We start from the raw sequence: 24,476 nt of genomic DNA on the forward strand, positions 1-24,476 counted from the left end.
CCGGGGGGGGGGGGTTTTGTTGGGGGGGGGGGGGGGGGCATGGGGGCCCCCCCCCCCCGGGGGGCCGCGGGGGGGGGGGGGGGCCCGGGGCGGGGGGCCCCCACGGCCTGATTCGCCACGCCAACGAGGAGCACGGGCCCACGTCACCGTCCCTGTGCCATTCGGCCGAGCGGGAACGACGAAGCGCCCGCCTCTCCCCGGGGGAACCTCTCGGGAGGACGGGCGCGGTTCGTGAGGCGGGTGCGGCCGCCGGAAATCAGACGCCGTGCGGGCGCATCGCGGGGGCGGTGGTGCCGCGGCCGTGCAGCACCAGGGCGCGGGCGAGGAAGCCCAGCGCCGCCGTGCAGACCAGGGTCCGCAGGATGTTGGTCGCCACCCAGGTGTCCTTGAACTTGTCGACGATGGAGAAGTCCGTGATCTTCGACGGGTCGCCGGCCTGGGCCAGCTCGTTGTTGAGCGGGATGTTGACGCTGACCGTGATGATCAGGGCCACCACATAGAGCACGGCGGCCGCGCCGACCCAGCGCGCGGCGCCGCGCCGGCCCTGACGGTGTTCCAGGACGACCGCGACCCCCGTGGCCAGCAGCGCTCCGACGAAGACCATGCCGAAGAGACCGCTGCCGTCGATCAGTGCGTTGAAGTTCTGCATCGCGGCCACATAGGTGCGGTCGTCCGTCTTCGCCAGCCCCGGCATGACCGAGACGTCGAACGCGAAGAAGAGGCCGGCCATGAGCCCCATGGTGATGGTGGCGATCATCAGCAGCGGTCCGGCGGCCTTGCTCTGGCGCACGGGCGGTGCGGCGGCGGGGGCCGGCGGGTAGGCCGCGTAGGGGTTGGGGGTTCCGGTCGGGTTGAAGCTCATGGGAGTTCCTTGTCTGGTGGTCGAAGCCGTCCGATGCGAGGTGATCCGGCGGCCGCCACGGTGTCGTTGCCGGGATCCGTCGACGCCCGCTGTTCTCAGACGGTCCGCACGGCCTGTCCGGACCCCTGGGCACATCTCCTGCTCAACGTCATGGAACCAGTCAAGTCCAGCGCGGTGAGACGGTACATAGCCATGGATCTCAGGTCCATGTCTCTGCGTCCAAGCCGCTGTCGGTGTTCCCACTCCCCCCGTCGGAGCCTGTCCACGGGAGGGCAAGCCCGGAGATCATAGGCAGCCGCCACGACGGCCTGCCAGGCCGTCTGGACGCATCCTCGACCGGGTCTCCAGCGGGTACGGAACGGGCCGTGGCCCGGCCGCGGCGGTTCAGTACGGGGTGGCGGCGAGCGTCCGGTCGGGCCGTCCGCCCACGCCCAGGTTCTGATGGATCTCCAGGGTCGCCGTGGAGCGGTTGAGGGTGATGTAGTGCAGCCCCGGTGCGCCCTCGGCGAGCAGCCGCTCGGCCATGGCCGTGGCGTACTCGACACCGATGCGATGGCCGTCCGCGGGACGGTCGCGGGCCGCTTCGAGCCGCCGGGCCAGCGCGTCGGGGAAGCGGGCGTCGCTCAGTTCGGCGAAGCGGCGGATCTGCCGTACGTCGGTGGCCGGCATGATCTCCGGGATGATCGGGGTCGTACATCCGGCGGCGCCGAGCCGGTCGCGCAGCCGCAGGTAGTCGTCCACGTCGAAGAACATCTGGGTGATGGCGTAGTCGGCGCCCGCCCGGCACTTGGCGACGAAGTGGCGGATGTCGCTGTCCCAGTCGGCCGAGCGGGGGTGGCGCTCGGGGAAGGCGGCCACGCCGACGGTGAAGTCTCCCAGTTCCCTGATGAGGGAGACCAGTTCACTCGCCTGGGCGAAGCCCTCCGGATGGCGGACCCACTCGCCCCGGGGGTCACCGGGCGGGTCGCCGCGCAGCGCGAGGACGTCCCGGATGCCGGCGTCCGCGTACTGGCCGATGATGTGCCGCAGTTCGGCGACCGAGTGCCCGACCGCGGTGAGATGGGCGACAGGGCGCAGGGTGGTCTCGGCGGCGATGCGCTTGGTGACCTCGATCGTGCGGTCCCTGGACGAGCCGCCGGCGCCGTAGGTCACGGAGACGAAGGAGGGCGCGAGCGCCTCGATACGGCGGATCGCGTTCCACAGCGTGCGCTCACCCGCCTCGGTCTTCGGCGGGAAGAACTCGAAGGAGTACGAGCGCCGGCCGTCGCCCGGCAGGACGCGCCGCCCGGGCCCGGGGTACTGCGGACGGTCTGCGGTCTCTGCCGCCATGGCAGGGGTCCTTCCTGGAGTCGCTCGGTGCGTGGCTGGGCACGGTCCGCACACAGTAGCCGCGATGTACGGCGGTTCCGCGGGCATGACCACGGACTGATCACCGGCATGGCGGAGCCCGGTAACCGGCGGTCCTGAAGCCGGAATTCAGGTGCGCGCGGGGCTGTCCCGCTCGCGCAGCAGGCATTCCTCCAGGAAGGCCAGCGCCCGCAGATGGTAGGTGCGGGCGGCGCGGCCGATGCTGATGTTGTGGCCGGCGGCGGCCAGCCGTTCCACCGCGACCAGGGGGGCGGCGGTCAGCCGGTCCCGCATCGCGGCCAGCGCGTCGTCGTCCAGTTCCCACCAGAGTTCGTGCTCGGCGAAGGTGAGCCTGACCGGGTTCGTGATCCGGCCGGCCAGGCGCGGGTACTGGGCGGGCCAGATCGCCGTCTGGGCGGCCTCACGCCTCGGCACCGGCATCAGGAGGGTGCGGCTCGCCCGGAACGTACCGGGTGCGTACAGCCGCAGCGGACCCCAGTTGAGCTTGGACGCGCCGCCGCCGAGGGTGTCGGGGAAGTGCCGGGCCTCGGGGGCGTACAGCCAGCCGCAGCCGTTGATGTCGAGGCCGATCAGCTCCTTGCCCGCCTCCTCCGCCGCCATGTGCAGCGCGACCTTGCCGCCGTCGGAGTGGGCGACGACGAAGAAGCCCGCCCCGGTCTCGTGGGTGCGGGCGAAGTCGGCGAGCGCGGCGTGCAGGGTGGTCGCCTGCTCGCCGAGCGGCTGGCCCTCGGGCAGTTGCCCAGTGGAGAGGCCGTAGCCGGGACGGTCCAGCGCCAGCACGGAGTGGCCGAGCCGCGCGCCGAGCGTGAGCAGCGAGTTGGCCGGATCGGTCAGCCCGTTGAAGTAGTCGGCGCACATGCCGCGGCCGTGGATGGCGACGATCACGGCACGGGGTTCGCCGCCGGCCGGCTCGGCGAGCAGACCCGACACCTGTACGCCGTCGGCGTCGAGGGTGACGGGGCGGACCGCGGGCGCCACCTCGGCGGCGGGCAGGGCGCCGTCGGGGACGGTGGGCGCGACACCGGCGGGCGCGGTTTCGACCGGCACGACTTCTACGGGCACGGCTTCTACGGGCACGGCTTCGACCGGCGGCGCTTCGACGGGCAGGGTGGCGCCCGGGGCGGCGGGCAGGGTTCCGGCGGGGACGGCGGCAGGGGCGGGAGCTGTCATGGCTGGCGGTTCTCCTGGGGAGCGGGGGTGGGCCGGGGCCGGTCAGACCGTCCTGGCCTCGGGGCGGGTCCGGGCACGGTCCAGGGTGTCGAGCCAGGCGCTCGCGCTCTCGGTGCGCAGCAGCGAGGTGCCGACCAGCAGGCCCGCGAAGCCCGCGTCCAGCAGCTTCGCGGCGGCGAGCGGGCCGTCGATCGCGCTGGCGCTGACCGGGCAGCGCGTACCGGAGGCTCGGAGCGCCGGCAGCAGCGCGAGGCTGCGGTCGATGTCCCCCCGGTCCTTCTCCTTCGTCTTGATGTCCTTGTTGTTGACGGCGACGACGCATTCGTCGGCGTGCGGCAGGCCGTCGAGTTCGGCCTCCTCGGTCACCTCGACGAAGGGGGTGAGGCCGGTGGACAGGCAGGCGGTGATCAGGGTGCGCATGCTGGACCTGGGCAGCAGCGCGGCGGTGAGCAGCACGGCGGAGGCGCCGAGTTCCTTGGCGGTACCCAGCTGGTCCCGGCGGGTGATGAAGTCCTTCTGGAGCAGCGGCAGGTCGGTGAGTGCGGCGACATCGCGCAGCAGGGCGGTGGTGCCGCCGAACCAGCGTCCGGTGACCACCGAGATGCAGGGCGCGCCCGCGGTCTCGTACGACTCGACGATCGCGGCCGGGGTGCGGCCGCCGAGCAGGTCGTAGCCGTGCGCGTCGCGCCGTTTGACCTCCATGACCAGGGGGCGGTCGGCGGCCAGCAGGGCTTCCAGGAACCGGGCGGTCATGTGCTCTCCTCAAGGGATGTGACGGTCCGCCAGGTGCGGGCCAGAGCGGTGACGGCGGGCGCGGAGAAGCGCCCGTGTCCGTCCCGGGCCGCGGTGTCGACATCGATGCCGCGGAACCCGGGGTGCTCGGTGACGCGCGGGTAGTCGGGACGGTTGTGCGGGGAGATGCCCCCCGCGAGCAGGAACGGCCGGGTGAGCCGGGGCAGCAGGCTCAGGACGTCCTGTTCCGGCAGCTGGCGGCCCGTGCTGCCGATACGGCCGTCCTCGGTGGCGGTGTCGAGCAGGAACAGGTCCGTGCCCGCCCGTTCGTACGCGCCGATCAGAGGGCGTTCGAGGCAGCTGCCGCCGCGCAGATGGAGGACCTTGACGAGGACCGCGTCGGGCAGGGCGGCGCGCAGCGCCTTCACCACGGCGGGCGGCTGGTAGGCGTGCAGTTGCAGCCAGCGCAGTCCGGTGCGGCGGGCCAGGCCGGTAAGGGTGTCGGGGTCGCTCAGGAACGTGACGAGGACCGGTTCGAGCCGGCCGGTGGCGTGGGCCGCCGCGACCAGACCGGTCAGCCGCTCCTCGGGCAGCTCGGCGTGGCCGCCGGGTATGCCGTGCCACAGGCCGACCAGGTCGGCTCCGGCGGCGGCGAGTGTCGCGATGTCATCGGGGGCCGTGGCCCCGCATACCTTCAGAACCCGGCGGGTCTCGGGTGCGGCCGAGTGTCCCGCCGGGAGCCTGGAGCCGGGTTCCGGACTCATTTGCCCAGACCCAGCATCGAGGCGATGCGGTTGTACTGGATCTCGCTGGTGCCCGAGTAGATCGTGCCGGCCACGGCGTTGCGCACGTCTTTCTCGAGCCCGTACTCGGTCATGTAGCCGTGACCGCCGAAGATCTGTACGGCGGTCAGGCTCGTCGCCACGTTGCTCTCGCTCGTCACCAGTTTGGCGATGGCCAGATCCACCGTGACGTTCTCGCCGGCTGCGAGGCGTTCACCGGTGTCGTACAGCCATTTCCTGGCCGTCTCCAGTCGGATCTTCGTGTCGACGATCTTGTTGGCGACGGACTGGTAGGAGCCGATCGGCTTGCCGAAGGAACGGCGGGTCTTCGCGTAGTCGATGCAGCGGTCGAGCCGGTGCTGCATCTCCCCCACATTGACGATGAAGGAGAAGAGGATCTCCCGCTTCATCACGTAGTCGAGCACGATGAACCCACCGCCGACACGGCCCAGCACCTGGGTCGCGGGGACTCGGCACTCGTCGAAGAACAGCTCGCTCAGCGGCGAGGTCCGCAGTCCCATTTTCTTGGTCGGTTTGCCGATCGTGAGCCCGGGGGTGTCCCGGTCCACGAGGAACGCGGTCACACCGAGCGCGCCGCCGTCCGGACGCGTACGCGCGTAGACGACGAACACATCGGCGACCGGTCCGTTGCTGACGAAGATCTTGGAGCCGGTCAGGACGAACTGGTCGCCGTCCCGTACCGCCCGCGTGGTCATCGCCATGGCGTCCGAGCCGCCCTCGGCCTCGGTGATGGCATGGGCGCCGATCACTTCGCCCGAGCAGATCCGCGCCAGATAGGTGTCCTTCTGCGCGTCCGTGCCGAACTGCTCCAGAGGGACGCCGGTGCTGGCCATCGTGGTGGTGACCGAGAAGCTCAGCCCGGAGTCGCGGCAGTTCTCGCCCAGCCCTTCGAGCAGGTACATGGTGGTGAGCAGGGACTGGCCCAGGCCTCCCCACCGTTCGTCGAAGGGCAGGCCGAGGATGCCGGTCTCCCGGATCAGTTTCCACTTGTCCCAGGAGAACGTGGCCTGTTCGTCCTGTTCAATGTGGCCGGCGCTGAGCGCCTCGCCCCACCGGGCCAGGCCCTCACGCAGTGCGGCCTGGTCGGCGTTCCAGCGGATCACGGCGAGCCTTTCCGTATACGGATCAGTAGCGGCGGTTCGGGGCGGATCAGTACGCGGAGGAGACCTGCTCGTCGAGCTGGTGCACCTCGTCGCCCTGCAGGGCCGGGGAGAAGACGCACACCAGGCGCAGGTCCTCGTGCGGGCTGGCCACCAGGTAGTGGGCGTCGTGCTCGTTGAGGGAGTAGAGACGGCCGGGCACGATGGGGTGCGAGGTACCGTCGAGCTCGATCACCTCTCCCGAACCCTCGATGCAGTAGCAGGATTCGATGTGATTGCGGTACTCCAGCCGGGACTTGGTGCCCGCACGCACGGTAGTGTCGGTGATGCTGTAGTCGAGGCCGTCGGCGGCGACGATGAAGCGGCGGCTCAGGCCATTGCCCCACTCGACCGTCTTGACGGTGTCCAGGTCACGGATGAACATGTTCAACTCCCTGTTCTCTCAGGTGTGGTGGAACGGGTGGGCGAAACGGACCTGACGAACGCGCGGAAGTCGTCGACGACGTCGCCCCCTTGGTCGAGCGACTGCTCGATCCGGGCGACACCTGCGGAGCCGATGATTACGGCATCGGCTCCGCAGGCACCGACGGCTTCCACGTCCTGCCTGGTCCTGACCCCGAAGCCGATGGCTATCGGGGACGTTGTGTGCGCCCGGAGCGCGGCGACCGTGCCGGCCAGAGCGGCGTGCCCCGCGACCGGGGCGGTGCCGCTGCGTCCGTAGTGGGCGACGAGATAGAGATACGCGGTGGCCTCGGCCGCTGCTTCCGCCATGGTCGGCGGCGGGCTCTGCTGGTAACAGGTGGTGACAATGGGGAGTTTCGCCTCGCGTGCCGCCGCGTAGTGGGCGGTGCGCAGCCGCGGCGGCAGCGCGTGGACGAGCAGCCCGTCCGCGCCCGACGCCGCGATGGTACGGAGCACGGCGTCCGGGTCGCGGTGCTTGAGCGAGTGGCTCCAGTCGGCGAGCAGCGCGATCCGCAGCCGGCGCAGCCGCGGGCGTACGTCGGCGATGAAGGCGAGGACCTCGTCGAGCCCGGTGCCGAGGTCGAGAGCCCGGCGTGCCGAGCGGCGGATCACGGGCCCGTCGGTGACCGAGTCCGGGAAGGGCACGGCCAGTTCGAGGCAGTCGACGCCTTCCTCGTCGAGCATGAGCACCAGGTCGGCGAGGACATCGAGCGGCGGATCCCCCGCGTTGAGGAAGAGGGCCAGGCCCGGTCCCTCGCCCGGCCGGACGCGGTCGAAGAATTCAGCCATGGGTCACCGCCTCGGGTCGGTCCTGCATGCGTGGTCCCGCTACCGGTGTGCCGGCCGGGGCCCGGAGCTCATCCACCGGACACCCCTCTCGTACGGGTCAGCAGCCGCGGGCCTTCGGCGCGTACGCGCTCGGCGAGGTCGCGGGCCGCTCCGCCGCGTACCGCCTCCTGGGCGGTGGCGACGGCCTTGGGCCAGTCGGTGATGTGACCGCTCGCGACGGCCAGCGCCGCGGCGTTGAGACAGACCGTGCGGGTGGCCACCTCGCCGGCGGTGCCGGAGAGGACGGACAGGAAGTGCGCGGGCGCCGACGCGGGGTCGGTGGCCGGCTGGAGGTCGTCGAAGCCGCCGTCCGCCGCCACCAGCTCGCCGGCCGGGAAGCGCAGTTCGCGGCCGTCGTTGGTGTGGATGGTGTTGTCGGCGAAGCCGAGCAGTTCGTCGGCTCCGCGGTCGTTCGTGGTCAGCCACAGGGTGCGCCCGGTGACGGTCGCGGCGAGCGAGCGCAGCTCGGCCAGCGGCGCGACAGCCGAGACCCCGGTGACCTGCGCCGTGACGGGCAGATCGGCGAGGAAGGGTCCGAGGGCGTTGAGGAAGCGCCCGAACGGCTTCATGCTCGTCGGCACGATGGTCCTGGCCAGCCGGGTCAGCTGGGCCGGGTAGACGAACGGTCCCGCGAAGGCGATCCCGTGCCGGTCCAGAGTCTCGGCGGTCTGCTCGTACGACGAGGTCAGCCGGACACCGAGCCGCTCCAGCAGATCGACGGAGCCGAGGCTGCTGGTGTAGGCGCGCGAGCCCGTCTTGACGACCCGTACGCCGGCCGCGGCCGCGACGAACGCCGACGCGGTGGAGATGTTGAAGGTCTTCGGTCCGCCGCCGGTGCCCACGACGTTGACCGTGCCGGCCCAGCGGCCCGCCGGTTCGGCGGGCCGCCGCTCGGCGAGCGAGTCCAGCAGATGGCGCAGCGTCTCGTGGTCGGGAAACCTGGTGGCCAGGGAGGCGAGCAGGGCGAGGGCCTGCGCTCTGTCGAGGCTGCCGTCGCCGAGCTGGTCCCACAGTGACCGCCAGGTCTCGCGTCCTACCGGTGCGCGCTGCTCCAGCAGGCCGATGAGTGCGTCATGCACCGCTAGCTACCTGCCACCTCGGGACGGCGCGCACCGGCGATGAACGCGTCGATCGCCGCGACGCTGCGGAAATTGTTCGGGTCGAGGTCCTCGTCGCCGATAGCCACCTCGAAGCGGTGCTCGACCCAGGCGATCAGCTTGAGCACGCCGAGGCTGTCGATGACCCCGTCCGAGAGCAGATCGTGGTCGTCCGCCAGCTCCTGCGCGCTGACGTCCGGCAGGAACTCCTCGATGACGAACTGCTTGATGGTGCCGACGTGGCTCATGACGTCCTTCCTTTGGCTGTTGACAACTCGTGGAGACGGTCGAGCGCCTTGCGGTCGACCTTTCCTGTGGCGGTCTTCGGCAGCGGCTCGTCGACGATCCGCAGCGTCGAGGGGACGGCGGCCCTGGGCAGGCTGCGCGCGCAGTGCTGGCGCAGGGTCAGGCTGCTCAGTCCGCTGCCGGGAGCGCTCTGTACGGCGGCGACGAGCCGGCGGCCCTCGATCGGGTCGGGTACGGCGGCCACGCCCGCTTCGAGCACCGCGGGATGGTCCAGCAGGACCCGTTCGATCTCTGCCGTGTTCACGGCGACCCCACGGACCTTGACCTGGTGGTCGCCGCGCCCGGTGAGATGGAGCCGGCCGTCCGCGTCGCGCCGTACCAGGTCGCCGGTGCGGAACCAGCTCCGGTCGTCGAGTCCCAGCGGATGGCTGGTGAACTTGTCCGCGTGCCGGCTCCGGTCGAGGTAGCCGGCCGCCTGGAAGGGCGTGGACACATACAGCTCGCCGGAGCCGGGGCCTTCGACGGCCGCGCCGTCCACGTCGAGGATCAGCGCCTCGACTCCCGGCAGCGGGACGCCGATCGGTACCGGCGGGAACGCGGTGGTGCTGGTGTCGACCTCGTGGACGAAGCTGTCGTTGGTCTCGGTGCAGCCGTAGATGTTGTGGATCCGTGCCTTGGGGAACAGCTCGGGCAGTGCGGCGAAGGTGCGGTCGGGGATGACATCGCCGCTGAACATCACGTGCCCGACGCCGGTCAGGGTCTCGCCGCGCCGCCGGGCGGCGTCGAGCAGCAGCCCGTAGAACATCGGCACCGCCTGCACCACGTCCACGTCATGGCGGACGAGGAGGTCGAGCAGATGTCCGCCGCGGGCCGCCAGGGTGGGGTCGACCAGGACGACACGGCCGCCGCGCGCCAGCGTCGTCCAGACATCCAGCAGGCACAGGTCGAAGTTGAGCGGCGCGTAGTTGAGTACGGTCCTGCCGGGCCCGATCGAGAAGGCGGGGCCGGCCCAGGCGACGAACCGGTTCACGGCGTCCCGGCCCAGCGGCACGATCTTCGGCAGGCTGGTGGAGCCGGAGGTGGTGAGCATGAACGAGACCTCGGCGGCCTCGCGCGGAGACAGCGGCTGCGGGGTGACCTCGGGGTTCGGTACGACCCCGGCGTCGTCGCTCTCGGGGGTGATCACCCGGCGGCAGCCCGCCTGGGCGAAGAGGTCCGCGAGCAGCGAGTCGGCGAGCGCCGGCGACGGCAGCAGGAAGGGGCGCCGCGCCAGCAGGCACGCCAGCACCAGGGCGATGGCCGCCGGGGACTTGGTGGCCAGCACACCGATGGGCTCGCCCGCGGTGAGACCGAGCTGGGCCAGCCGCTCGCGCTGGCGTCCGGCGTGCTCGTACAGCTCGCGGTACGTGGTCTCCTCGCCGTTCCAGAGGAGCGCTACCGTGTCGGGCCGCTCGCGGACCTGGGAGAGGAATCCGCCCACCAGGCCGAGGCCGTCAGTCGTCATCGCCGCCTCCGTCGCTGTGTCCTTCGCTGTCCCCGGCTCCCGCCAGCTCGATCCAGCCGCTCTTGACGGCGGGTCCTGCCGGGGTCCTGCAGGTGAAGCGCACAACCCGGCCGGCCGCGTCCGGCTGGAGGTCGAACCGGAGCGGCTCGCCCGGCGCCACCGGCGCCGAGAAGCGGCCGCCGATGCCCCGGACGCGGGAGGCGTCGCCGTCGGCGTACCGGTCGACGACCTCCTCGACGACCAGGGCCAGCACGCTCATGCCGTGGGCGATGACCGAGCCGAATCCGGCCGCGCGGGCCGCCTCGGGGTCGAGGTGGATCGGGTTCTCGTCGCCGGAGGCCTGGGCGTAGCGGCGGATCCATTCCGCGGTCGGTTCATGGACGACGGTGGCGGGCTCGCCCGCGCCGGAGGGCGCCGGAGCCGCGGCGCCCGCCGAGATCTCCCCGAAGGGTTCGAGGACGGTGGCGCCGACCAGCAGGGCGCTGGTGACCAGTTCGGCGAAGGGCTCCTCGCCGCCGGCCTCCGGGCCGGCACCCGCGCCGTCGCCGGTGAGCCGGGAGCGCAGGGCGACCCGGACCCCCCGTGCCTCGCGGCGGGCGCCGAGCACATCGAGCCGTACCGTGACCTCTTCGCCGGGCAGCACGAGCCGCCGGCAGCGGATGTCCTGGCCGAGGTGGACGACCGAGACGGGTCCTGGCTCGTCCGCGGTCAGCGCGGCCACGGTCCGCTCGGCCACCATGTGGGCGAGGACGAACGCGTGGACGGGCGAGGCCTGCTCGGCGGGCGCGGCGGCCAGGCCGGCGCGGACCGCGCCGCGGTAGGCGGCGATCTCTTCCGCGGTGACGGTGCGCGTCGCCGCGGGGGCGGGGGCGGTCGTCATACCGGCGCCACCACCAGGCTGGAGTTGTGACCGCCGAAACCGAAGGAGTTGGACAGCGCGGGACCGGATGCGACGGCGCGCGGGGCGCCGTGGACCACGTCGATTTCCATGCCTGGCTCCAGCTGTTCGTGGTTGGCGGTGGGCGGGACCTCGCGGTGGCGCATGGCCTGCACGGTGGCGATCAGTTCGACGGTCCCGGCGGCTCCGATGAGGTGGCCGATGACGCTCTTGTTCGCGGTCACCGGCGGCCCGTCGGTGCCGAACACCTTGGCCAGGGCGGTCGCTTCGGCGCGGTCGTTGTGCGGCGTCGAGGTGCCGTGCGCGTTGATGTGGACGATGTCGGAGGGGGCCAGGCCCGCGTCGGCGATGGCTCCCTGCATGGCGCCGATGGCGGCGGCGCCGTCCGGCAGCGGCATGGCGAGGTGGTACGCGTCGGAGGTGGCCGCGTAGCCGGCGACGGTCGCGTACGTCAGCGCGCCGCGCGCCCGTGCGTCGTCGAGGCGTTCCAGTACGACGAAGCCGGCACCCTCCCCCATCACGAAGCCGTCGCGGTCGATGTCGAACGGCCTGGAGGCGTGCTCCGGGTCGTCGTTGCGCATCGATACGGCGTTGAGGTTGCCGAACCCGGCGAGGGTGACGGGCGTGATGGTGGACTCGCAGCCGCCGGCCAGCACGATGTCCGCCCGGTAGGTCTGGAGCAGCATCAGCGCGTGGCCGATGGCGTCGGCTCCGCTGGCGCAGGTGGTGGCGATGGTCAGGGCGGGGCCCTGCCAGCCGAGCCGCATCGCGATCTGGGCCGCCGCCGCGTTGGGCATCGTCATCAGCGGCATCAGCGGATTGACCCGGTGCGGTCCCGACTCGGTGAAGTGCCGGGACTCCTCGTCGCTGGTGGCCCGGCCGCCGACGGCGTTGCCGACGACGATCGCGGTACGGCCCGGGTCGGCGGCGGGCGAGCCGGCGTCCCGGTGGGCGGCGAGGGCCGCGGTCGTCCCGAAGAGGGCGAACGGGTCCATCCGGCGGGCGTCCTTGGCCGGCACAAGCCCGACGGCGTCGAGCCCGCGGACCCGGCAGCCGATGCGTACCCGGTGGCGGTCCAGATCGAGGTGGGTCAGCTCGGCGGCGGTGGACCGGCCGGCGCGCAGCGTGGCCCACAGGTCGTCAGGGGTGCAGCCGGCCGGGGTGACGACGCCCATGCCGGTGATCGCGACAGGTGCTTTCGACTGTGCGTGCCTCGGTGAGGTTGGCATCTCGGATCCCGTATCCCGTGCGAACGGCGGAGGGGCGGACAGATGGCCGGCGGGGAGCCGGCCCGGAGGGTCAGGCCGTGATCAGACCGCACTCGTGGGCGGCCTTGACGAAGGCCTCCGCGGCGAAGTCGATGTCGGCCTTGGTGTGACGGGCGGTGATGGCGATCCGCAGCCGCGCCAGATCGTTGGGGACGGCGGGGGTGACCACCGGCAGTCCGATGACCCCGGCCCTGCGGCAGGCGGTCGCGTAGTCGTACGCGGCGTCGTCGGAGCCCGCGATGACGGGGACGACCGCGGTCTCGCTGTCGCCGGTGCGCATCCCCGCGTCGTTCAGCATGCGGCGGAACCGCGCGGACTCCTGCTGGATGTGGGTGACGCGCTCGGGCTCGCGCTCCAGGATGCGCAGCGACTCCAGCGCCGCGCCCGACTGGGCGGGGCCGAGGGCCGCGGAGAAGAGGAACGGCCTGGCCGCGTACTTGAGATGGCCGATCAGCTCGCTGGGCCCGGCGACCCAGCCACCCATGGAGGGGATGGCCTTCGAGAGGGTGCCCAGCTTGACGTCGACCTTCGCGGTGTAGTCGAAGTGCTCCTCGATGCCCTTGCCGGTGGCGCCGATGACGCCCAGCGCGTGGGCCTCGTCGACCATCAGGAGGGCGTTGTGCGCGTCGCACACCGCGCGCAGCTCGGGCAGCGGGGCGATGTCGCCGTCCATGGAGTAGACGCTGTCGACGATGACGAGCCTGATCCCGTCGGGGCTCGCGGCGGCGAGCCGCCGGTCGAGGTGGTCGACATCGTTGTGACGGAAGCGGGTGACGGTCGCACCGCTCAGCCGGCAGCCGTCGACGATGCTCGCGTGGTCGTACTTGTCGATCAGTACGGTGTCGCCGGCGCCGACCAGGGCGCCGACCGTGCCGACGTTGGCGGCGTAGCCGGAGCCGAAGACCAGCGCCTCGGGCCGGCCGGCGAACCGGGCGACCTCAGCCTCCAGTTCCTCGTGCAGCGGGATCGAACCCGCCAGCGCCCGCACCCCGTGGTTGCCGGTGCCGTACAGGTCGACCGCGGCCTTGGCGGCCGCGACCACCCGCTCGTCGCCGGCCAGGCCCAGATAGCTGTAGCCCGACATCATCAGGAGGCGTTCGCCGTCGAGGTCGGCGTACGCGGAGTCGCGCTCGACCGTGTAGGTGACGAAGCTGTTACGTCGGGCGGGCTCCCACTCGAGGGACTGCACACGACGACGTGTCGCGTCCAGTTTCGGCGCCAGACGTTCCCATCCTCCGGATGTGTTCACGTGCGTCTCCTCATCCACGTTTCGGACAATTACCGGAGTCCGCTCAACCCTGGACTCAAAGTGCGACGCAATTCAACGACAGCCGCGCAAGCCGCGCGCAACACGACCTTGAAATGCGGAAATCAGTCAACGCAACAAGAACGCGACACGGCCCGGGAAGCGGAATCCTTACCTCCGCCCAATTCCCGGGGAATGTTCCTCAGCCACTGTTGACATACCAAGAAGGCCGACCGGTATCGTCCAATTCTTGTGCAGGGGGCATGCACACCGTGTCCCGATCTCCTTCACAAGGACTCGATGTGACGGACCCCCTGGCGTGATTCCGACACCTCGCCGGCGGCAGCCGCCGCCGGTGCAACCGGCAGACAGCCGACCGCACCGGGGAGTACAGCTTGCTCATCAGACTTGCTGGTCTCGTCACGATCGAACCCGAAGGGGTTCCGCCACAGCATTTGTCCAGCGCACAGGCGCAAGTCGCGTTCGCCCGGCTCATCCTTGAACGGTCCGGCGGTACGAGCCGCGACCAACTGGCGGACACCGTATGGCCCGACGGCCTGCCCGACACCTGGGCCTCGGCCCTGCGCAGTGTCGTCAGCCGGGTCCGTACCTTCGTCACCTTCCCCCAGCAGCAGCCCGGCGTCACCCCGCTCGTCGCCCAGGGCGGCCGCTACCTGCTGCGCCTTCCCGACGACGCGGCCGTCGACATCGAGTGCGCGGAGGCGGCGGCGACCGAGGCCGCCGAGGAGTTCGCGACCGGTTCCTACGCCGTGGCGCAGCAGCTCGCGGCCGCCGCCGTGTCAAATCTACGCGGGTCATTTCTGCCCGCGCACGAGGGCGAGTGGGTCAACAGCATGCGGGAGCGGCTCGATGAGCTGCGACTGTGCGCCCTGGAGACCGCGAGTCTGTCCTCGGCCGCTCTGGGCGACGAGCACCACGCGCTGCGGTACGCCGAAGAGGCCGTACGGCGTGCGCCGTTCAGGGAGAGCGCCTACCGGTGCCGGATGGCCGCGCACCGTACGGCCGGCAACCGGGCCGAGGCGCTGCGCACATACCAGCAGCTGAGGGAGGTGCTCGCCGAGGAGCTGGGCATCGACCCGGCGCCGGAGAGCGAGGCGGCCTATCTGGAGCTGCTGCGCACTCCCGATCCGCAACGGCGTCCCGAACCCAGGGCGGTCACACGGCTGGACCCGGTGCTGATGGGCATGTTCGAAGCCCCTTATCCCCGGCCCGCCGCGCCGCGGCCGTGCTCACTGACGGCGGACGGCTGTCTCACCCACCCGGTGAGTCCGGCGCGAGCCGCGCCGGACCGGCGTGTGGCCTGACCGACGGCGGGGGAACATACGTGGGCGGCCCGGCAGTTGAGCCGGGCCGCCACTTTTTTTCGCCTGCCGGCCGGTCGGGGCACCGAGTGCCTGCCGTGCTGCCGGGGCATGCCGGACGACCGGAGCGCTGAGGGACGCGCACCGGCCGAACGGGTCCTGCGGGTACCGGAGCGGTCTCTCAGGTGATCGAGACGCCGCTGTCGATACTGATGACCTGGCCCGTCATACAGTCCTGGTCCAGGAAGAGACCGGCGCTGCGGGCCACCTCCTCGACCGTCACGAAGCGGGGAATGGGGGCCTTGTCCTCCATCCCCTCGATGACACGGCCGGGCAGGTCCTTCGTCATACCGGTGATCATGAAGCCCGGTGAAAGGGCGTTCACGGTCACCCCGCGCCGGCCGCACTCGGCGGCCAGGGTGCGGGTGAAGCCGATGAGACCCGCCTTGGAGGCGGAGTACGCCGTCTGGCCCGCTGTCGCGATCAGGCCGGAGGGCGACACCACATTGATGATCCGTCCCCACCGCTGCCTGAGCATGTACGGCACGGACACCCGGGCGGTGTGGAACGAACCGACCAGATTGGTCTGGATCACCTGCTGCCAGTCCGCCGGCGACTGCATCGCCATCAGCGCGTCCTTGCGGATGGCGCCGTTGTTGACGAGTACGTCGACGGGACCGAGCTCCTCGCTGATCCGGGCGTACATCGCGGTGACGGCGTCCCAGGAGCCGACGTCACCGGTCACGACGACCGAGTCGTTGCTGAGCTTCTCCTGAACAGCCCGAGCCTGAGCCTCGGAGCTGTTGTAGTGGACCGCGACCCGGCAGCCGAGCGCGTCCAGTTCCAGGGCCAGGGCCTGTCCGAGTCCGCCGGACGCTCCCGTGACCAGGGCGACCGGCTTCTCGGGACGGCTGCCCTGCGGCTTGTTGCTCATTTCCTCACCCCGCCCCACTCCATGAGCATCGAACCCCAGGTCATGCCCGCCCCGAAGCCCGCGAGCAGCACCTTGTCGCCGTTCTTGATCCGGCCCTCGTCGAGCGCCTCGGTGAGAGCGATCGGGACGGACGCGGAAGCGGTGTTGCCGTACCGCTCCAGATTGGTGATCAGTGCCTCCTTCCGCAGACCGGTGTGGCTGAGGATCGAGTTGATGATCCGGATATTGGCCTGGTGCGGGATGACATGGTCGATGTCGGCCGCGTCGACCTTGGCGCTCTCGAGCGTCTCCCGGACCGTACGGACGGTGTAGCGCACGGCGTTGAGATAGATCTCGTTGCCGTTGATCTGCGCGTAGTGCAGGCCCTGACGGACCGTCTCCTCGGTGGTCGGCATCCTGCTGCCGCCCGCCAGCACCTTCAGACTGCCGGCGCAGGAGCCGTCCGCACCGAGGTTCCATGCCTTGACCCGGTTCTCGGGCCCCGGCTGGAGCACCACCGCGCCGGCGCCGTCGCCGACGAGGATGGACAGGTCACGGTCGGCGGGGTTGGCCGTCAGGGTGTGGGTGTCGGAGCCGATCAGCAGGATCGGCCGGGGGTCGATGGCGATCAGCGCCATCGCCGACACCAGCGCGTAGATGAAGCCCGCGCACTCGGAGTTGACGTCGTGCGCCCCGCCGGCGATGCCCAGGTCGTGATGGACGAACGCGGACGTCGCCGGGGAGGGCTGCTCGGGCGTGGCGGTGGCGACGATCAGATGAGCGATGTCGCCGCCGGTCAGGCCCGCCTTCTCCAGTGCGCGCCGGCCGGCCTCGACAGCCAGTGAGGCGGTTGTCTGTCCCGGTCCCACGGCTCGGCGCTCGCGGATACCGCATCGGCTGACGATCCAGTTCTCGTCGACGCCGAAACGCTCCGCCAACTCCACGCTGGTGACCTTGCGTTCGGGTACGGCCATGCCCCACCCGGTGATGTCGAAGCCGTTCACAGGCGGTCTCGCTACGCCTGCGCCGGCTGCGGAACGAGCGCGAGGATCCGCTCGTACACGTGGCGCAGCGTGGTCGTGTCGTCGAGGTCGGCGAACAGCGACTCGTCGGCGGGGATGTCCGGGTACTGGTTCTGGAACCCGTACAGCCACTCCATCAGGTCCAGCGAGTCCACGTCCGCGATGTGCTGGAGCGGTGCATCGGGGCTGACCTCCTGGGCGCCCGACACGGCCTCGAGCTGGCTCGCCAGTTCTTCGATGGTGGGCAGCGTCATGAGCTTCGGTCCTCTCTCGCGGTGCATCCGGTTTCGAGAGGCATGGAAGCGCGGGCCGCGCAACCCAGGCGCAACACCGCCGACGCACGGACGTCTTGCACATCTGTTGCGAGCGACACGGTTTGCTCGTGGCCGAATCAACGGTCGGAACGAGCGGCGCAGCGACGAGAACGACAGGAAAGAGGTCGAGCATGACAACGGTCGCCCCCAGATCCGTAGACCCCGAGGTCGACGCGGTCAGGCACCACTACGAGGTGAGCAACGATTTCTACCGGCTCCTGCTGGGTCCGACCATGATGTACTCCGGCGGCTACTGGGAGCAGGGCGAGGACCTCGTCGCGACACTGGACGAGGCACAGGAGCGCAAGCTCGACACGTTCGCCGAGCTGGCCGGGGCCGCGGGCACCCGCCGGGTGCTGGACGTCGGCTGCGGCTGGGGCACCATGCTCAACCGCCTCACCACCGTCCACGGTGTGGAGCAGGCCGTCGGTCTCACGCTGAGCCGCACCCAGGAGGCGTTCATCGCCGGCCTGGACAACCCGCGCATCACCACGCGGGTGGAGAGCTGGGCGGACCACGAGACGGACGACAAGTACGACGCGGCGTTCTGCATCAACGCGCTGGAGCACTTCGTCTCCTCGAACCTGCCGCCGCGTGAGCGCACCAAGCGCTACCGCTTCTTCTTCAACCAGGTGGCCAAGTCCCTGAACCCGGGTGCGAAGTTCGTCCTGCACACGATGACGGCCGAGGCGCAGCCCATGAACCGGGAGCTGCTCGCCGACCTGAAGTTCCTCCAGCGCTCCGAGTTCGAGGGGATGCACATCCCGCATCTCCACGAGCTGACGGCCGCCGCCGAGGGCGTCTTCCACATCGTGGAGATCACCAACGAGCGGGAGTCCTTCGCCATGGCGTGCCGCGCCTGGCTGAAGCGGCTGGCCGCGGACCGTGAGACGGCTGTCGCCCTGGAGGGCGAGGAGGTCGTGGCCCGCTTCGAGCGCTACCTCGACATCTTCGCGTACACGCTCGAGGACAAGTTCTTCAACAACTTCCGCGTCACCATCGAGCGCAGGGGCTGAGGAGGCCACCGTGACGAGCATTCTCGAACCCGCCCACGGGGGCGGCGCGAGCAACGGGACGGAGGGGCCGGCCGGCCGGGGCCCCACCCGTCATCTGCGGGTCGCGGTCATCGGAACCGGCTTCTCCGGCCTGGGTACGGCTGTACGGCTGCTCCAGCAGGGGATCGACGACTTCCTGGTCTTCGAGCGGGCCGACGAGGTGGGCGGCACCTGGCGCGACAACACGTATCCCGGGTGCGCCTGCGACGTCCAGGCCCACCTCTACTCCTTCTCGTTCGCCCGCAACCCGGAGTGGAAGAGCACGTTCGCCAAGCGCGACGAGGTCTTCGACTACCTGCGGGACTGCGCCGACCGCTTCGGGGTACGCCCGCACATCCGCTTCAACCACGAGCTGATCGCGGCGCGCTGGGACGAGAACACCCGGTACTGGCACATCGAGACCTCGGGCGGCGAGTACACCGCCCAGGTTCTGGTCGCCGGCGCCGGCTACCTCAGCGAGCCGTCCATCCCGAATGTGCCGGGGCTCGCGGACTTCGAGGGGAAGGTCTTCCACTCGGCCCGCTGGGACCACGACCACGATCTGACCGGCAAGCGGGTCGCCGTGATCGGTACGGGAGCCTCGGCGATCCAGTTCGTGCCGAAGATCCAGCCCGAGGTGGGGCAGCTCGACCTGTACCAGCGCACGCCTCCGTGGGTCGGTCCCAAGAACGACAAGCCCAACACGCCGTTCCACACGAAGATGCTGCGCAGCTTCCCCGGCTACCAGCGCTTCCGGCGCAACTTCAACATGTGGGGCCGTGAGGTCCTGGCCTTCGCCTTCGCCCGGCCCAAGGTCGCGGAGAAGGTCCAGAAGATGGCCTCCGACCATCTGGAGAAGAGCGTCAAGGACCCGGGGCTGCGGAAGCGGCTCACCCCCGACTATGTCGTGGCGTGCAAGCGGCTGCTGTTCTCGAACACCTGGTACCCGGCGATCCAGCAGCCGAACGTGGAGATCGTCAGCGACTCCATCGACCATGTCCGGGCCAAGTCCATCGTCACCAAGGACGGCCAGGAGCGCGAGGTCGACACCATCATCATGGGCACCGGCTTCCTCGCCACGGACCGTCCGGTCGCACGGCGGATCTGGGGCCGGGGCGGGGTCCAGCTCCGGGAGGCCTGGAGTGACGGGATGTCCGCGCACCGCGGCACGACCATCGCCGGGTTCCCCAATCTCTTCATGCTCCTCGGTCCCAACACGACGCTGGGGCACTCCTCGCAGACCGTGATGATCGAGTCCCAGATCGCCTACGTCATGGACGCGCTCAAGCAGATGGACAAGCGCGGCCTGTCCAGCGTCGAGGTGCGGCCGGAGGCGCTGGAGGCGTACAACGCCAAGCTCGACAAGCGGCAGGCGCGCGCGGTCTGGAGCGCCGGCGGCTGCAAGAGCTGGTACCTGGACAGCAGCGGGCGCAACCCGTCGATCTGGCCCACGTACACCTGGCGGTTCCGCAACGGCACCAAGCACTTCGACCTGGGCGAGTACCAGCTCGCCACCACCGTGGGCGCCGGCCGACCGGCTGTCAACCACGTATGACGAACGGGAGAACGGACCAGATGACCACCAATACCCCTTCTCGGCGCAGAGTCCTCGGCGGAATGGCCGCCACCGCCGCGACCGTCGTGGGCTGGAACGTGGCCACGCAGACGTGGGCCACCGCCGCCGAGGCGGGCCAGGGCCATGGCGGCGGCGGTCATGTGTCGCCCGTGCCGCCGCTCGACGGGTCGCTGAAGACCTCCGCGGCCGACCTTGTGCACTTCAGCAAGGACTTCGGCGGCCTGGTGCCGAACATGACGCCGTGGGCCGCGCTGGTGCCCGGCTCGGTCAATGACATCGTCAAGATGATCAACTTCGCCCGGTCCAACAATCTGAAGATCGCGGCGAACGGGCGCAGCGGCACCGATCCCGACCTCGAGTCGCACTCCAACTACGGCCAGGCGGCGGTTCCGGGCGGTATCTCGATCGACTCCCGTGGTCTGTCGAAGATCGTCAGCATCGGTTCCACCTCCGCCGTGGTGGAGATGGGCGTCACCTGGGGCCAGTTGACCGACGCGGCCCTGGCCAAGGGCAAGGTCCCGCCGGCCATGCCCGACTACATGCACCTGTCGATCGGCGGCACGCTGAGCGTCGGCGGCATCGGCGGAACCGTCGGCAAGTACGGCCTGGCGGTCGACACCGTCGAGTCGCTCGACATCGTCACGGGTGCCGGTCAGTTGCTCACGGCCTCTCCCACCGTCCGCCCCGACCTGTTCCACGCCGCGCTGGCCGGCGGCGGCCAGGTGGGCATCATCGTCCGCGTCACGATCAAGATCGTCCCGGCCAAGCAGCGGGTGCTCGTCCTCGGCCTGGTCTACGACGACGTGTCGACGTATCTCGCCGACGCGGAGAGGATGATGGCCGACTCGCGGTTCCTGGTCCAGGCCGGCGACATGCGGCGCAAACTGGATGACTCGGGCTGGCACTACGGGATGGAACTCGGGGCCGCCTACACGGGCACCGCCCCGGCCTCGGCACCGCTCCTCGCGGGGCTGCGGGACAACCGCGCCGAGGTCACCGTCGAGGACATGTCCTTCCGCGACTACCTGTACCGCTTCGACGCCTACGTGGACGAATACAAGCTGGGGGGCTACTGGGAGCAGCCCAAGCCCTGGCTGAGCCTGTTCCTGCCTGGTTCCAAGATCAAGCAGTTCCTCGAGATCGCGGAGGCCGATCTCACCGCCAACGACCTGGGTGCCGGCTTCGTGCTCACCTACCCGTACCCCACGTCGAAGCTGAAGCGCGGGACGGTGGTACAGCCCAACGAGTCGGTGGCCTACCTCTTCGACCTGCTGCGCTTCCCCCACCCGGGTGAGCCCGACATCGCGGGCATGGTGGAGCAGAACCGGCGGCTGTACGACAAGGCCGTCGCCCTGGGCGCCAAGCGCTACCTCGTCGGCGCCGTCCCCCGGATGACCCCGGCGGACTGGAAGAAGCACTTCGGCAACCGCTACACCGACTTCTGCAACGCGAAGCGCCGCTACGACCCGGCCGGCATCCTCACCCCCGGTCAGGGCTTCTTCGCCTGATCCGGTGTGCCGGCCGGTCCGGCCCGCTGCCGGCCGGGCCGGCACACCGGTAAGGGAGCGGGGCCCCACCGTGGGCCCCGCTCCTCCTTCTGTCCCATCCGCCGCCCCACACAGGGAGACTGGCATGAACGGCTACGACATCATCGACGAGGCGGTGGTCGACGCCCCCGCGGACGTCGTCTGGGACGCGCTCGTCGCCGAGTTCCGCGGTGCCGCCCGCTGGTGGGTGCCGTACAACACCTTCGAGACGGTCTCCGGCGCGCCCGACAAAGTGGGCAGCACGGTCGCCGTGACCGTCCACACGAAGGGCGTCGACAACGGGGGCCCCAAGCTCCGCTTCACCCAGCGCACCGAGTCCGTCGTCCCGGGCCGCCGGCTGACCGTCGAGTATGTCGACGGGGTCTTCCGCGGTCCTGCGGACTTCATCCTCGAACCGCTCGACGACGGCCGCCGTACCCGTATCACCATGCACTTCCGGGGCCGTCCGCACGGCAAGCTGAAGCTGCTGGCGAAGGTCGCCGACATCGGCGCCGAGCACTCGAAGGCGACGCTGGGGGCCTTCGTCGCGCTGAACGGGCAGCTCGCCGCGGCGCCCGCCGGAGGGGCGCGATGAGCCCCGTCACGGCGAGGACCGACGCACTCGCCCGTACCGACGAGACGACCGTACGGACGGACGACGGAGCCGCGCTCGCGGTCACCGTCCTCGCCCCGCTGACGGCCGGACCGGGCAGCGGTACGACGGTCGTGCTCGCGCACGGCTGGGCGGCGGGCCGCCGGGTCTGGGGTACGGTCGCGGACCGGCTGATCAGGGCCGGCCACCGGGTGGTGCTGTACGACCAGCGCGGGCACGGCGCGTCGAGCCTGGGCAAGGAGCCCGTCGCCATCAAGCGGTTCGGGGCGGACCTGGCCGCCGTGCTGGGCGAGACCGGCTCCCGGGACGCGGTCCTGGTCGGGCACTCCGGCGGCGGCTTCGCCGCGATGGCGTACGTCACGGCCGATCCGGCCGCCGCGCGCCGGCTGCGGGGTCTGGTGCTGCTGGGCACGGCCGCGCACGACCAGGAGACCCCCGACAGCGAGGTGCGCATGATGGGCAGCGCGCTGTTCTCGCGGGCCCTGCGGCGGCCGGCGCTCGGCCGGAAGCTGCTGGCCCAGACGATGGGCAAGGGCGTCGACCCGTACCTCCTGGAAGTCAACCGGCAGATGTTCGCGGCGGCTTCGCCGCAGGTGCGCTCCGACTGCTTCGCCTCGTCGCGCGGGATGGATCTGCGCAAGGGGCTGGCGGCGGTGGAGGTGCCCGCCGTGGTGCTCGCGGGTGAGAACGACCGGGTCGTCAAGCCGGAGCTGGGCAGCGCGGTGGCCGACGCCCTGCCGGACGCGCGGTACGAACGGCTCCCCGGCGCCGGTCATATGCTGCCGCTGGAGCGGCCGGACGAGATCGTGCGTGCCGTGGCCGGGCTGGTCGCCCGTCCGCGCGCGTAGCCCCGCCGTGATCGAGGAGATCCTGCCCCCGGGCGTCAGGTCGTCGGAAGCCTTCGACGACCTGGCGCCCGCTCCGCTGTTTCCGGAGGAGGCCGCGCTGATGGCCGGCCGGCGTCCGCGCCGCCAGGCGCAGTTCGCCACCGCTCGCGCCTGCGCGCGCCGCTCCCTCGCCGAACTGGGCCTGCCGCCCGCCCCCCTGCTGCCGGGCGCCGGCGGCGCACCGCGGTGGCCCGCCGGGGTGGTGGGCAGCATCACCCACTGCGACGGCTACCGGGCCGCGGTGGTGGCCAGGTCGGCGGAGGTGGCCGCGCTCGGTATCGACGCGGAGCCCGCAGAGCCGCTGCCGCGGGGCGTCCTCGGCCTGGTCGCCTCGGACAGTGAGCGCGCGGCGCTGGAGCGGCTGGCGGCCGGGAGCCCTGAGCTGTGCTGGGACCGGCTGCTGTTCTCGGCGAAGGAAGCGGTCTACAAGGCGTGGTACCCGTCGGCGGAGCGCTGGCTGGGCTTCGCGGACGCCGACGTACGGTTCGCCCCCTCAGGCACCTTCACGGCCCGCCTGCACCCCTCGGAACCCCCACCGGACGCCCCCACGCACTTCGAGGGCCGCTGGCTGGTACGGAACGGGCTGCTGCTGACGGCGGTCGCGACCACGACCGCGCCCGCGGGCCACGACGACGCCCCGCTCCTGTCGGCGGCCGGCGGCGAGTGAGCGGTCCGCGAAATCAGCGGTCCAGTACCACCGTCTGGGTCGGCGCGCTGAGCCGGTGCACCGACTGGACCTGGCCGCCCTTGCGGAACTCCTGGGGGCTCACGCCCCGTACCCGCTTGAAGGCCGCGCTCAGCGCGAACGCTCCGCTGTAGCCGACCCGGCGGGCCACCGTGGCCACCGTGGCGTCCGGCTCGCGCAGCAGGTCCGCGGCGAGGGTGAGCCGCCAGCCCGTCAGATACGCCATCGGCGGCTCGCCGACCAGCGTGGTGAAGTGGCGGGCGAGACCCGCGCGGGAGACCCCCACGGTGTCCGCCAGCGAGGCCACCGTCCACGCCTTGCCCGGCTGTTCGTGGAGCAGCCGCAGCGCGGGGCCCACCACCGGGTCGCTCTGGGCGCGGTACCAGGCGGGGGCGCCCGACTCGGGCACCGCGAGCCAGGTGCGCAGCACGCTGACGAGCAGCAGGTCCAGCAGCCGGTCGAGGACCAGTTCCTGGCCGATGTCGTCCTTGCTGATCTCCTCGGCAAGGATGTGGACGAGCGGGTTGTCGCCCGCCTCGGCGGGCCGCACCAGCAGCACGGGCAGGGCGGCCAGCAGCCGGCGGCCGATCTCGCTGGGCGCCTGGTAGGTGCCGCTGAGCATCACCGAGGCGCCGGCCCGGCCGGCGTCGCCCCAGGTGCGTACACCCAGCGCCATCGTCTCGGTGACGTCCTCGCCGTCGGTGGTGTTGCAGCGCTGTTCGGGTCCGACGACGATCTGGACATCCGTCTCCGGCCGGTCGGAGATGGTGTACGCGTCGGGGCCGCGTATCACGGCGACATCGCCGGGACACAGCCGCACGGGATGTCCCTTGTCGGGGAGCACCCAGGCATCGCCGCGCACCATGGTCACCACGGAGATCGGCGCCCGGTCCTCGACCCGGAGGGACCACGGCGGATTGAAGACCGACTTCAGCAGGAACGCGCCTCGGGCCTTCGGCCCTTCGAGCAGACCTGTCAGTGTGTCCATGACATTACCTTA

25 protein-coding genes are annotated in these 24,476 nt (G+C 71.0%); 7 read left to right on the top strand and 18 right to left on the bottom strand.

The features are described 5' to 3' along the window. Window positions 1-256 precede the first annotated feature (256 nt). The 14 genes from ACFVWW_RS01430 to ACFVWW_RS01495 form a co-directional block, all read right to left on the bottom strand. Window positions 257-862: a DUF1772 domain-containing protein gene (locus tag ACFVWW_RS01430; protein ID WP_384327666.1), complete on the bottom strand. Its 606-nt coding sequence runs from the start codon at window positions 860-862 to the stop codon at window positions 257-259. Between the two features lie 384 nt (window positions 863-1,246). Continuing rightward, complete coding sequence (gene metF, locus ACFVWW_RS01435; protein WP_384188473.1) at window positions 1,247-2,191, bottom strand: methylenetetrahydrofolate reductase [NAD(P)H]; 945 nt, start codon at window positions 2,189-2,191, stop codon at window positions 1,247-1,249. Window positions 2,192-2,338: 147 nt separating this feature from the next. Continuing rightward, window positions 2,339-3,400, bottom strand: a complete 1,062-nt coding sequence (locus ACFVWW_RS01440; protein WP_386875206.1) for an alpha/beta hydrolase — start codon at window positions 3,398-3,400, stop codon at window positions 2,339-2,341. A gap of 42 nt (window positions 3,401-3,442) precedes the next feature. After that, a complete protein-coding gene (locus ACFVWW_RS01445; RefSeq protein ID WP_384188469.1) occupies window positions 3,443-4,153 on the bottom strand; it encodes an indole-3-glycerol-phosphate synthase in 711 nt (236 codons plus the stop codon). Then, window positions 4,150-4,896: an N-(5'-phosphoribosyl)anthranilate isomerase gene (locus tag ACFVWW_RS01450; RefSeq protein ID WP_386875209.1), complete on the bottom strand. Its 747-nt coding sequence runs from the start codon at window positions 4,894-4,896 to the stop codon at window positions 4,150-4,152. The genes ACFVWW_RS01445 and ACFVWW_RS01450 overlap by 4 nt, the downstream gene beginning before the upstream one ends. Continuing rightward, the gene (locus ACFVWW_RS01455; protein ID WP_384188465.1) at window positions 4,893-6,038 is read right to left on the bottom strand and encodes an acyl-CoA dehydrogenase family protein; all 1,146 of its coding nucleotides are present in this window, start codon (window positions 6,036-6,038) and stop codon (window positions 4,893-4,895) included. The genes ACFVWW_RS01450 and ACFVWW_RS01455 overlap by 4 nt, the downstream gene beginning before the upstream one ends. A 46-nt stretch (window positions 6,039-6,084) precedes the next feature. Then, a complete protein-coding gene (locus ACFVWW_RS01460) occupies window positions 6,085-6,459 on the bottom strand; it encodes an ectoine synthase (RefSeq protein ID WP_384188464.1) in 375 nt (124 codons plus the stop codon). 2 nt (window positions 6,460-6,461) lie between these two features. Further along, a complete protein-coding gene (gene trpA / locus ACFVWW_RS01465; RefSeq protein WP_384327675.1) occupies window positions 6,462-7,286 on the bottom strand; it encodes a tryptophan synthase subunit alpha in 825 nt (274 codons plus the stop codon). Window positions 7,287-7,354: 68 nt separating this feature from the next. Next, window positions 7,355-8,404, bottom strand: coding sequence for a hypothetical protein (locus ACFVWW_RS01470; RefSeq protein ID WP_386875214.1), 1,050 nt, complete (start codon window positions 8,402-8,404; stop codon window positions 7,355-7,357). A gap of 2 nt (window positions 8,405-8,406) precedes the next feature. Beyond that, entirely contained in the window at window positions 8,407-8,670 is a 264-nt protein-coding gene (locus ACFVWW_RS01475; RefSeq protein ID WP_384188458.1) for a phosphopantetheine-binding protein, read from the bottom strand. Then, entirely contained in the window at window positions 8,667-10,172 is a 1,506-nt protein-coding gene (locus tag ACFVWW_RS01480) for an AMP-binding protein (RefSeq protein ID WP_386875216.1), read from the bottom strand. The genes ACFVWW_RS01475 and ACFVWW_RS01480 overlap by 4 nt, the downstream gene beginning before the upstream one ends. Continuing rightward, on the bottom strand, window positions 10,162-11,052 hold the full coding sequence (locus ACFVWW_RS01485) for a MaoC/PaaZ C-terminal domain-containing protein (RefSeq protein WP_386875218.1): 891 nt from the start codon (window positions 11,050-11,052) through the stop codon (window positions 10,162-10,164). The genes ACFVWW_RS01480 and ACFVWW_RS01485 overlap by 11 nt, the downstream gene beginning before the upstream one ends. Continuing rightward, window positions 11,049-12,299: a beta-ketoacyl-[acyl-carrier-protein] synthase family protein gene (locus ACFVWW_RS01490; RefSeq protein ID WP_384188453.1), complete on the bottom strand. Its 1,251-nt coding sequence runs from the start codon at window positions 12,297-12,299 to the stop codon at window positions 11,049-11,051. The genes ACFVWW_RS01485 and ACFVWW_RS01490 overlap by 4 nt, the downstream gene beginning before the upstream one ends. A 70-nt stretch (window positions 12,300-12,369) precedes the next feature. Then, window positions 12,370-13,587, bottom strand: coding sequence for an aminotransferase class I/II-fold pyridoxal phosphate-dependent enzyme (locus tag ACFVWW_RS01495; RefSeq protein ID WP_386875220.1), 1,218 nt, complete (start codon window positions 13,585-13,587; stop codon window positions 12,370-12,372). Between the two features lie 452 nt (window positions 13,588-14,039). On the opposite strand from ACFVWW_RS01495, the gene ACFVWW_RS01500 reads away from it, so the two are divergent. Then, window positions 14,040-14,909: a BTAD domain-containing putative transcriptional regulator gene (locus ACFVWW_RS01500; protein ID WP_384188450.1), complete on the top strand. Its 870-nt coding sequence runs from the start codon at window positions 14,040-14,042 to the stop codon at window positions 14,907-14,909. 178 nt (window positions 14,910-15,087) lie between these two features. Here ACFVWW_RS01500 and ACFVWW_RS01505 read toward each other — a convergent pair whose 3' ends face one another. The 3 genes from ACFVWW_RS01505 to ACFVWW_RS01515 are packed head-to-tail and all read right to left on the bottom strand — an operon-like array spanning window position 15,088 to window position 17,095. Then, window positions 15,088-15,840, bottom strand: coding sequence for an SDR family NAD(P)-dependent oxidoreductase (locus tag ACFVWW_RS01505; RefSeq protein WP_384188448.1), 753 nt, complete (start codon window positions 15,838-15,840; stop codon window positions 15,088-15,090). Next, window positions 15,837-16,823 carry a 3-oxoacyl-ACP synthase III family protein gene (locus ACFVWW_RS01510; RefSeq protein WP_384188447.1) on the bottom strand — a complete coding sequence of 329 codons (987 nt, stop codon included), beginning with the start codon at window positions 16,821-16,823 and terminating at the stop codon, window positions 15,837-15,839. The genes ACFVWW_RS01505 and ACFVWW_RS01510 overlap by 4 nt, the downstream gene beginning before the upstream one ends. An 11-nt stretch (window positions 16,824-16,834) precedes the next feature. Beyond that, window positions 16,835-17,095, bottom strand: a complete 261-nt coding sequence (locus ACFVWW_RS01515; RefSeq protein WP_046502425.1) for a hypothetical protein — start codon at window positions 17,093-17,095, stop codon at window positions 16,835-16,837. 191 nt (window positions 17,096-17,286) lie between these two features. Between ACFVWW_RS01515 and ACFVWW_RS01520 the strand changes: the two genes are divergently transcribed. The 6 genes from ACFVWW_RS01520 to ACFVWW_RS01545 all read left to right on the top strand — a co-directional run bounded on the left by ACFVWW_RS01520 (window position 17,287) and on the right by ACFVWW_RS01545 (window position 23,458). Continuing rightward, complete coding sequence (locus ACFVWW_RS01520) at window positions 17,287-18,171, top strand: class I SAM-dependent methyltransferase (protein WP_384188445.1); 885 nt, start codon at window positions 17,287-17,289, stop codon at window positions 18,169-18,171. Between the two features lie 10 nt (window positions 18,172-18,181). Further along, window positions 18,182-19,744, top strand: a complete 1,563-nt coding sequence (locus tag ACFVWW_RS01525) for a flavin-containing monooxygenase (RefSeq protein ID WP_384188443.1) — start codon at window positions 18,182-18,184, stop codon at window positions 19,742-19,744. Window positions 19,745-19,764: 20 nt separating this feature from the next. Continuing rightward, window positions 19,765-21,273, top strand: a complete 1,509-nt coding sequence (locus ACFVWW_RS01530) for an FAD-binding protein (RefSeq protein ID WP_386875224.1) — start codon at window positions 19,765-19,767, stop codon at window positions 21,271-21,273. A 124-nt stretch (window positions 21,274-21,397) separates the two neighbouring features. Beyond that, a complete protein-coding gene (locus ACFVWW_RS01535) occupies window positions 21,398-21,886 on the top strand; it encodes an SRPBCC family protein (RefSeq protein WP_384181775.1) in 489 nt (162 codons plus the stop codon). Beyond that, on the top strand, window positions 21,883-22,752 hold the full coding sequence (locus ACFVWW_RS01540; protein ID WP_384181777.1) for an alpha/beta fold hydrolase: 870 nt from the start codon (window positions 21,883-21,885) through the stop codon (window positions 22,750-22,752). The genes ACFVWW_RS01535 and ACFVWW_RS01540 overlap by 4 nt, the downstream gene beginning before the upstream one ends. A 7-nt stretch (window positions 22,753-22,759) precedes the next feature. Then, a complete protein-coding gene (locus ACFVWW_RS01545; protein WP_386875227.1) occupies window positions 22,760-23,458 on the top strand; it encodes a 4'-phosphopantetheinyl transferase in 699 nt (232 codons plus the stop codon). A gap of 13 nt (window positions 23,459-23,471) precedes the next feature. Here the strand turns inward: ACFVWW_RS01545 and ACFVWW_RS01550 are convergent, their stop codons facing one another. After that, complete coding sequence (locus tag ACFVWW_RS01550; RefSeq protein WP_384181781.1) at window positions 23,472-24,464, bottom strand: AraC family transcriptional regulator; 993 nt, start codon at window positions 24,462-24,464, stop codon at window positions 23,472-23,474. Between the last annotated feature and the right edge of the window lie 12 nt (window positions 24,465-24,476).

The organism is Streptomyces sp. NPDC058198 (assembly GCF_042882605.1).
Lineage (GTDB): Bacteria > Actinomycetota > Actinomycetes > Streptomycetales > Streptomycetaceae > Streptomyces.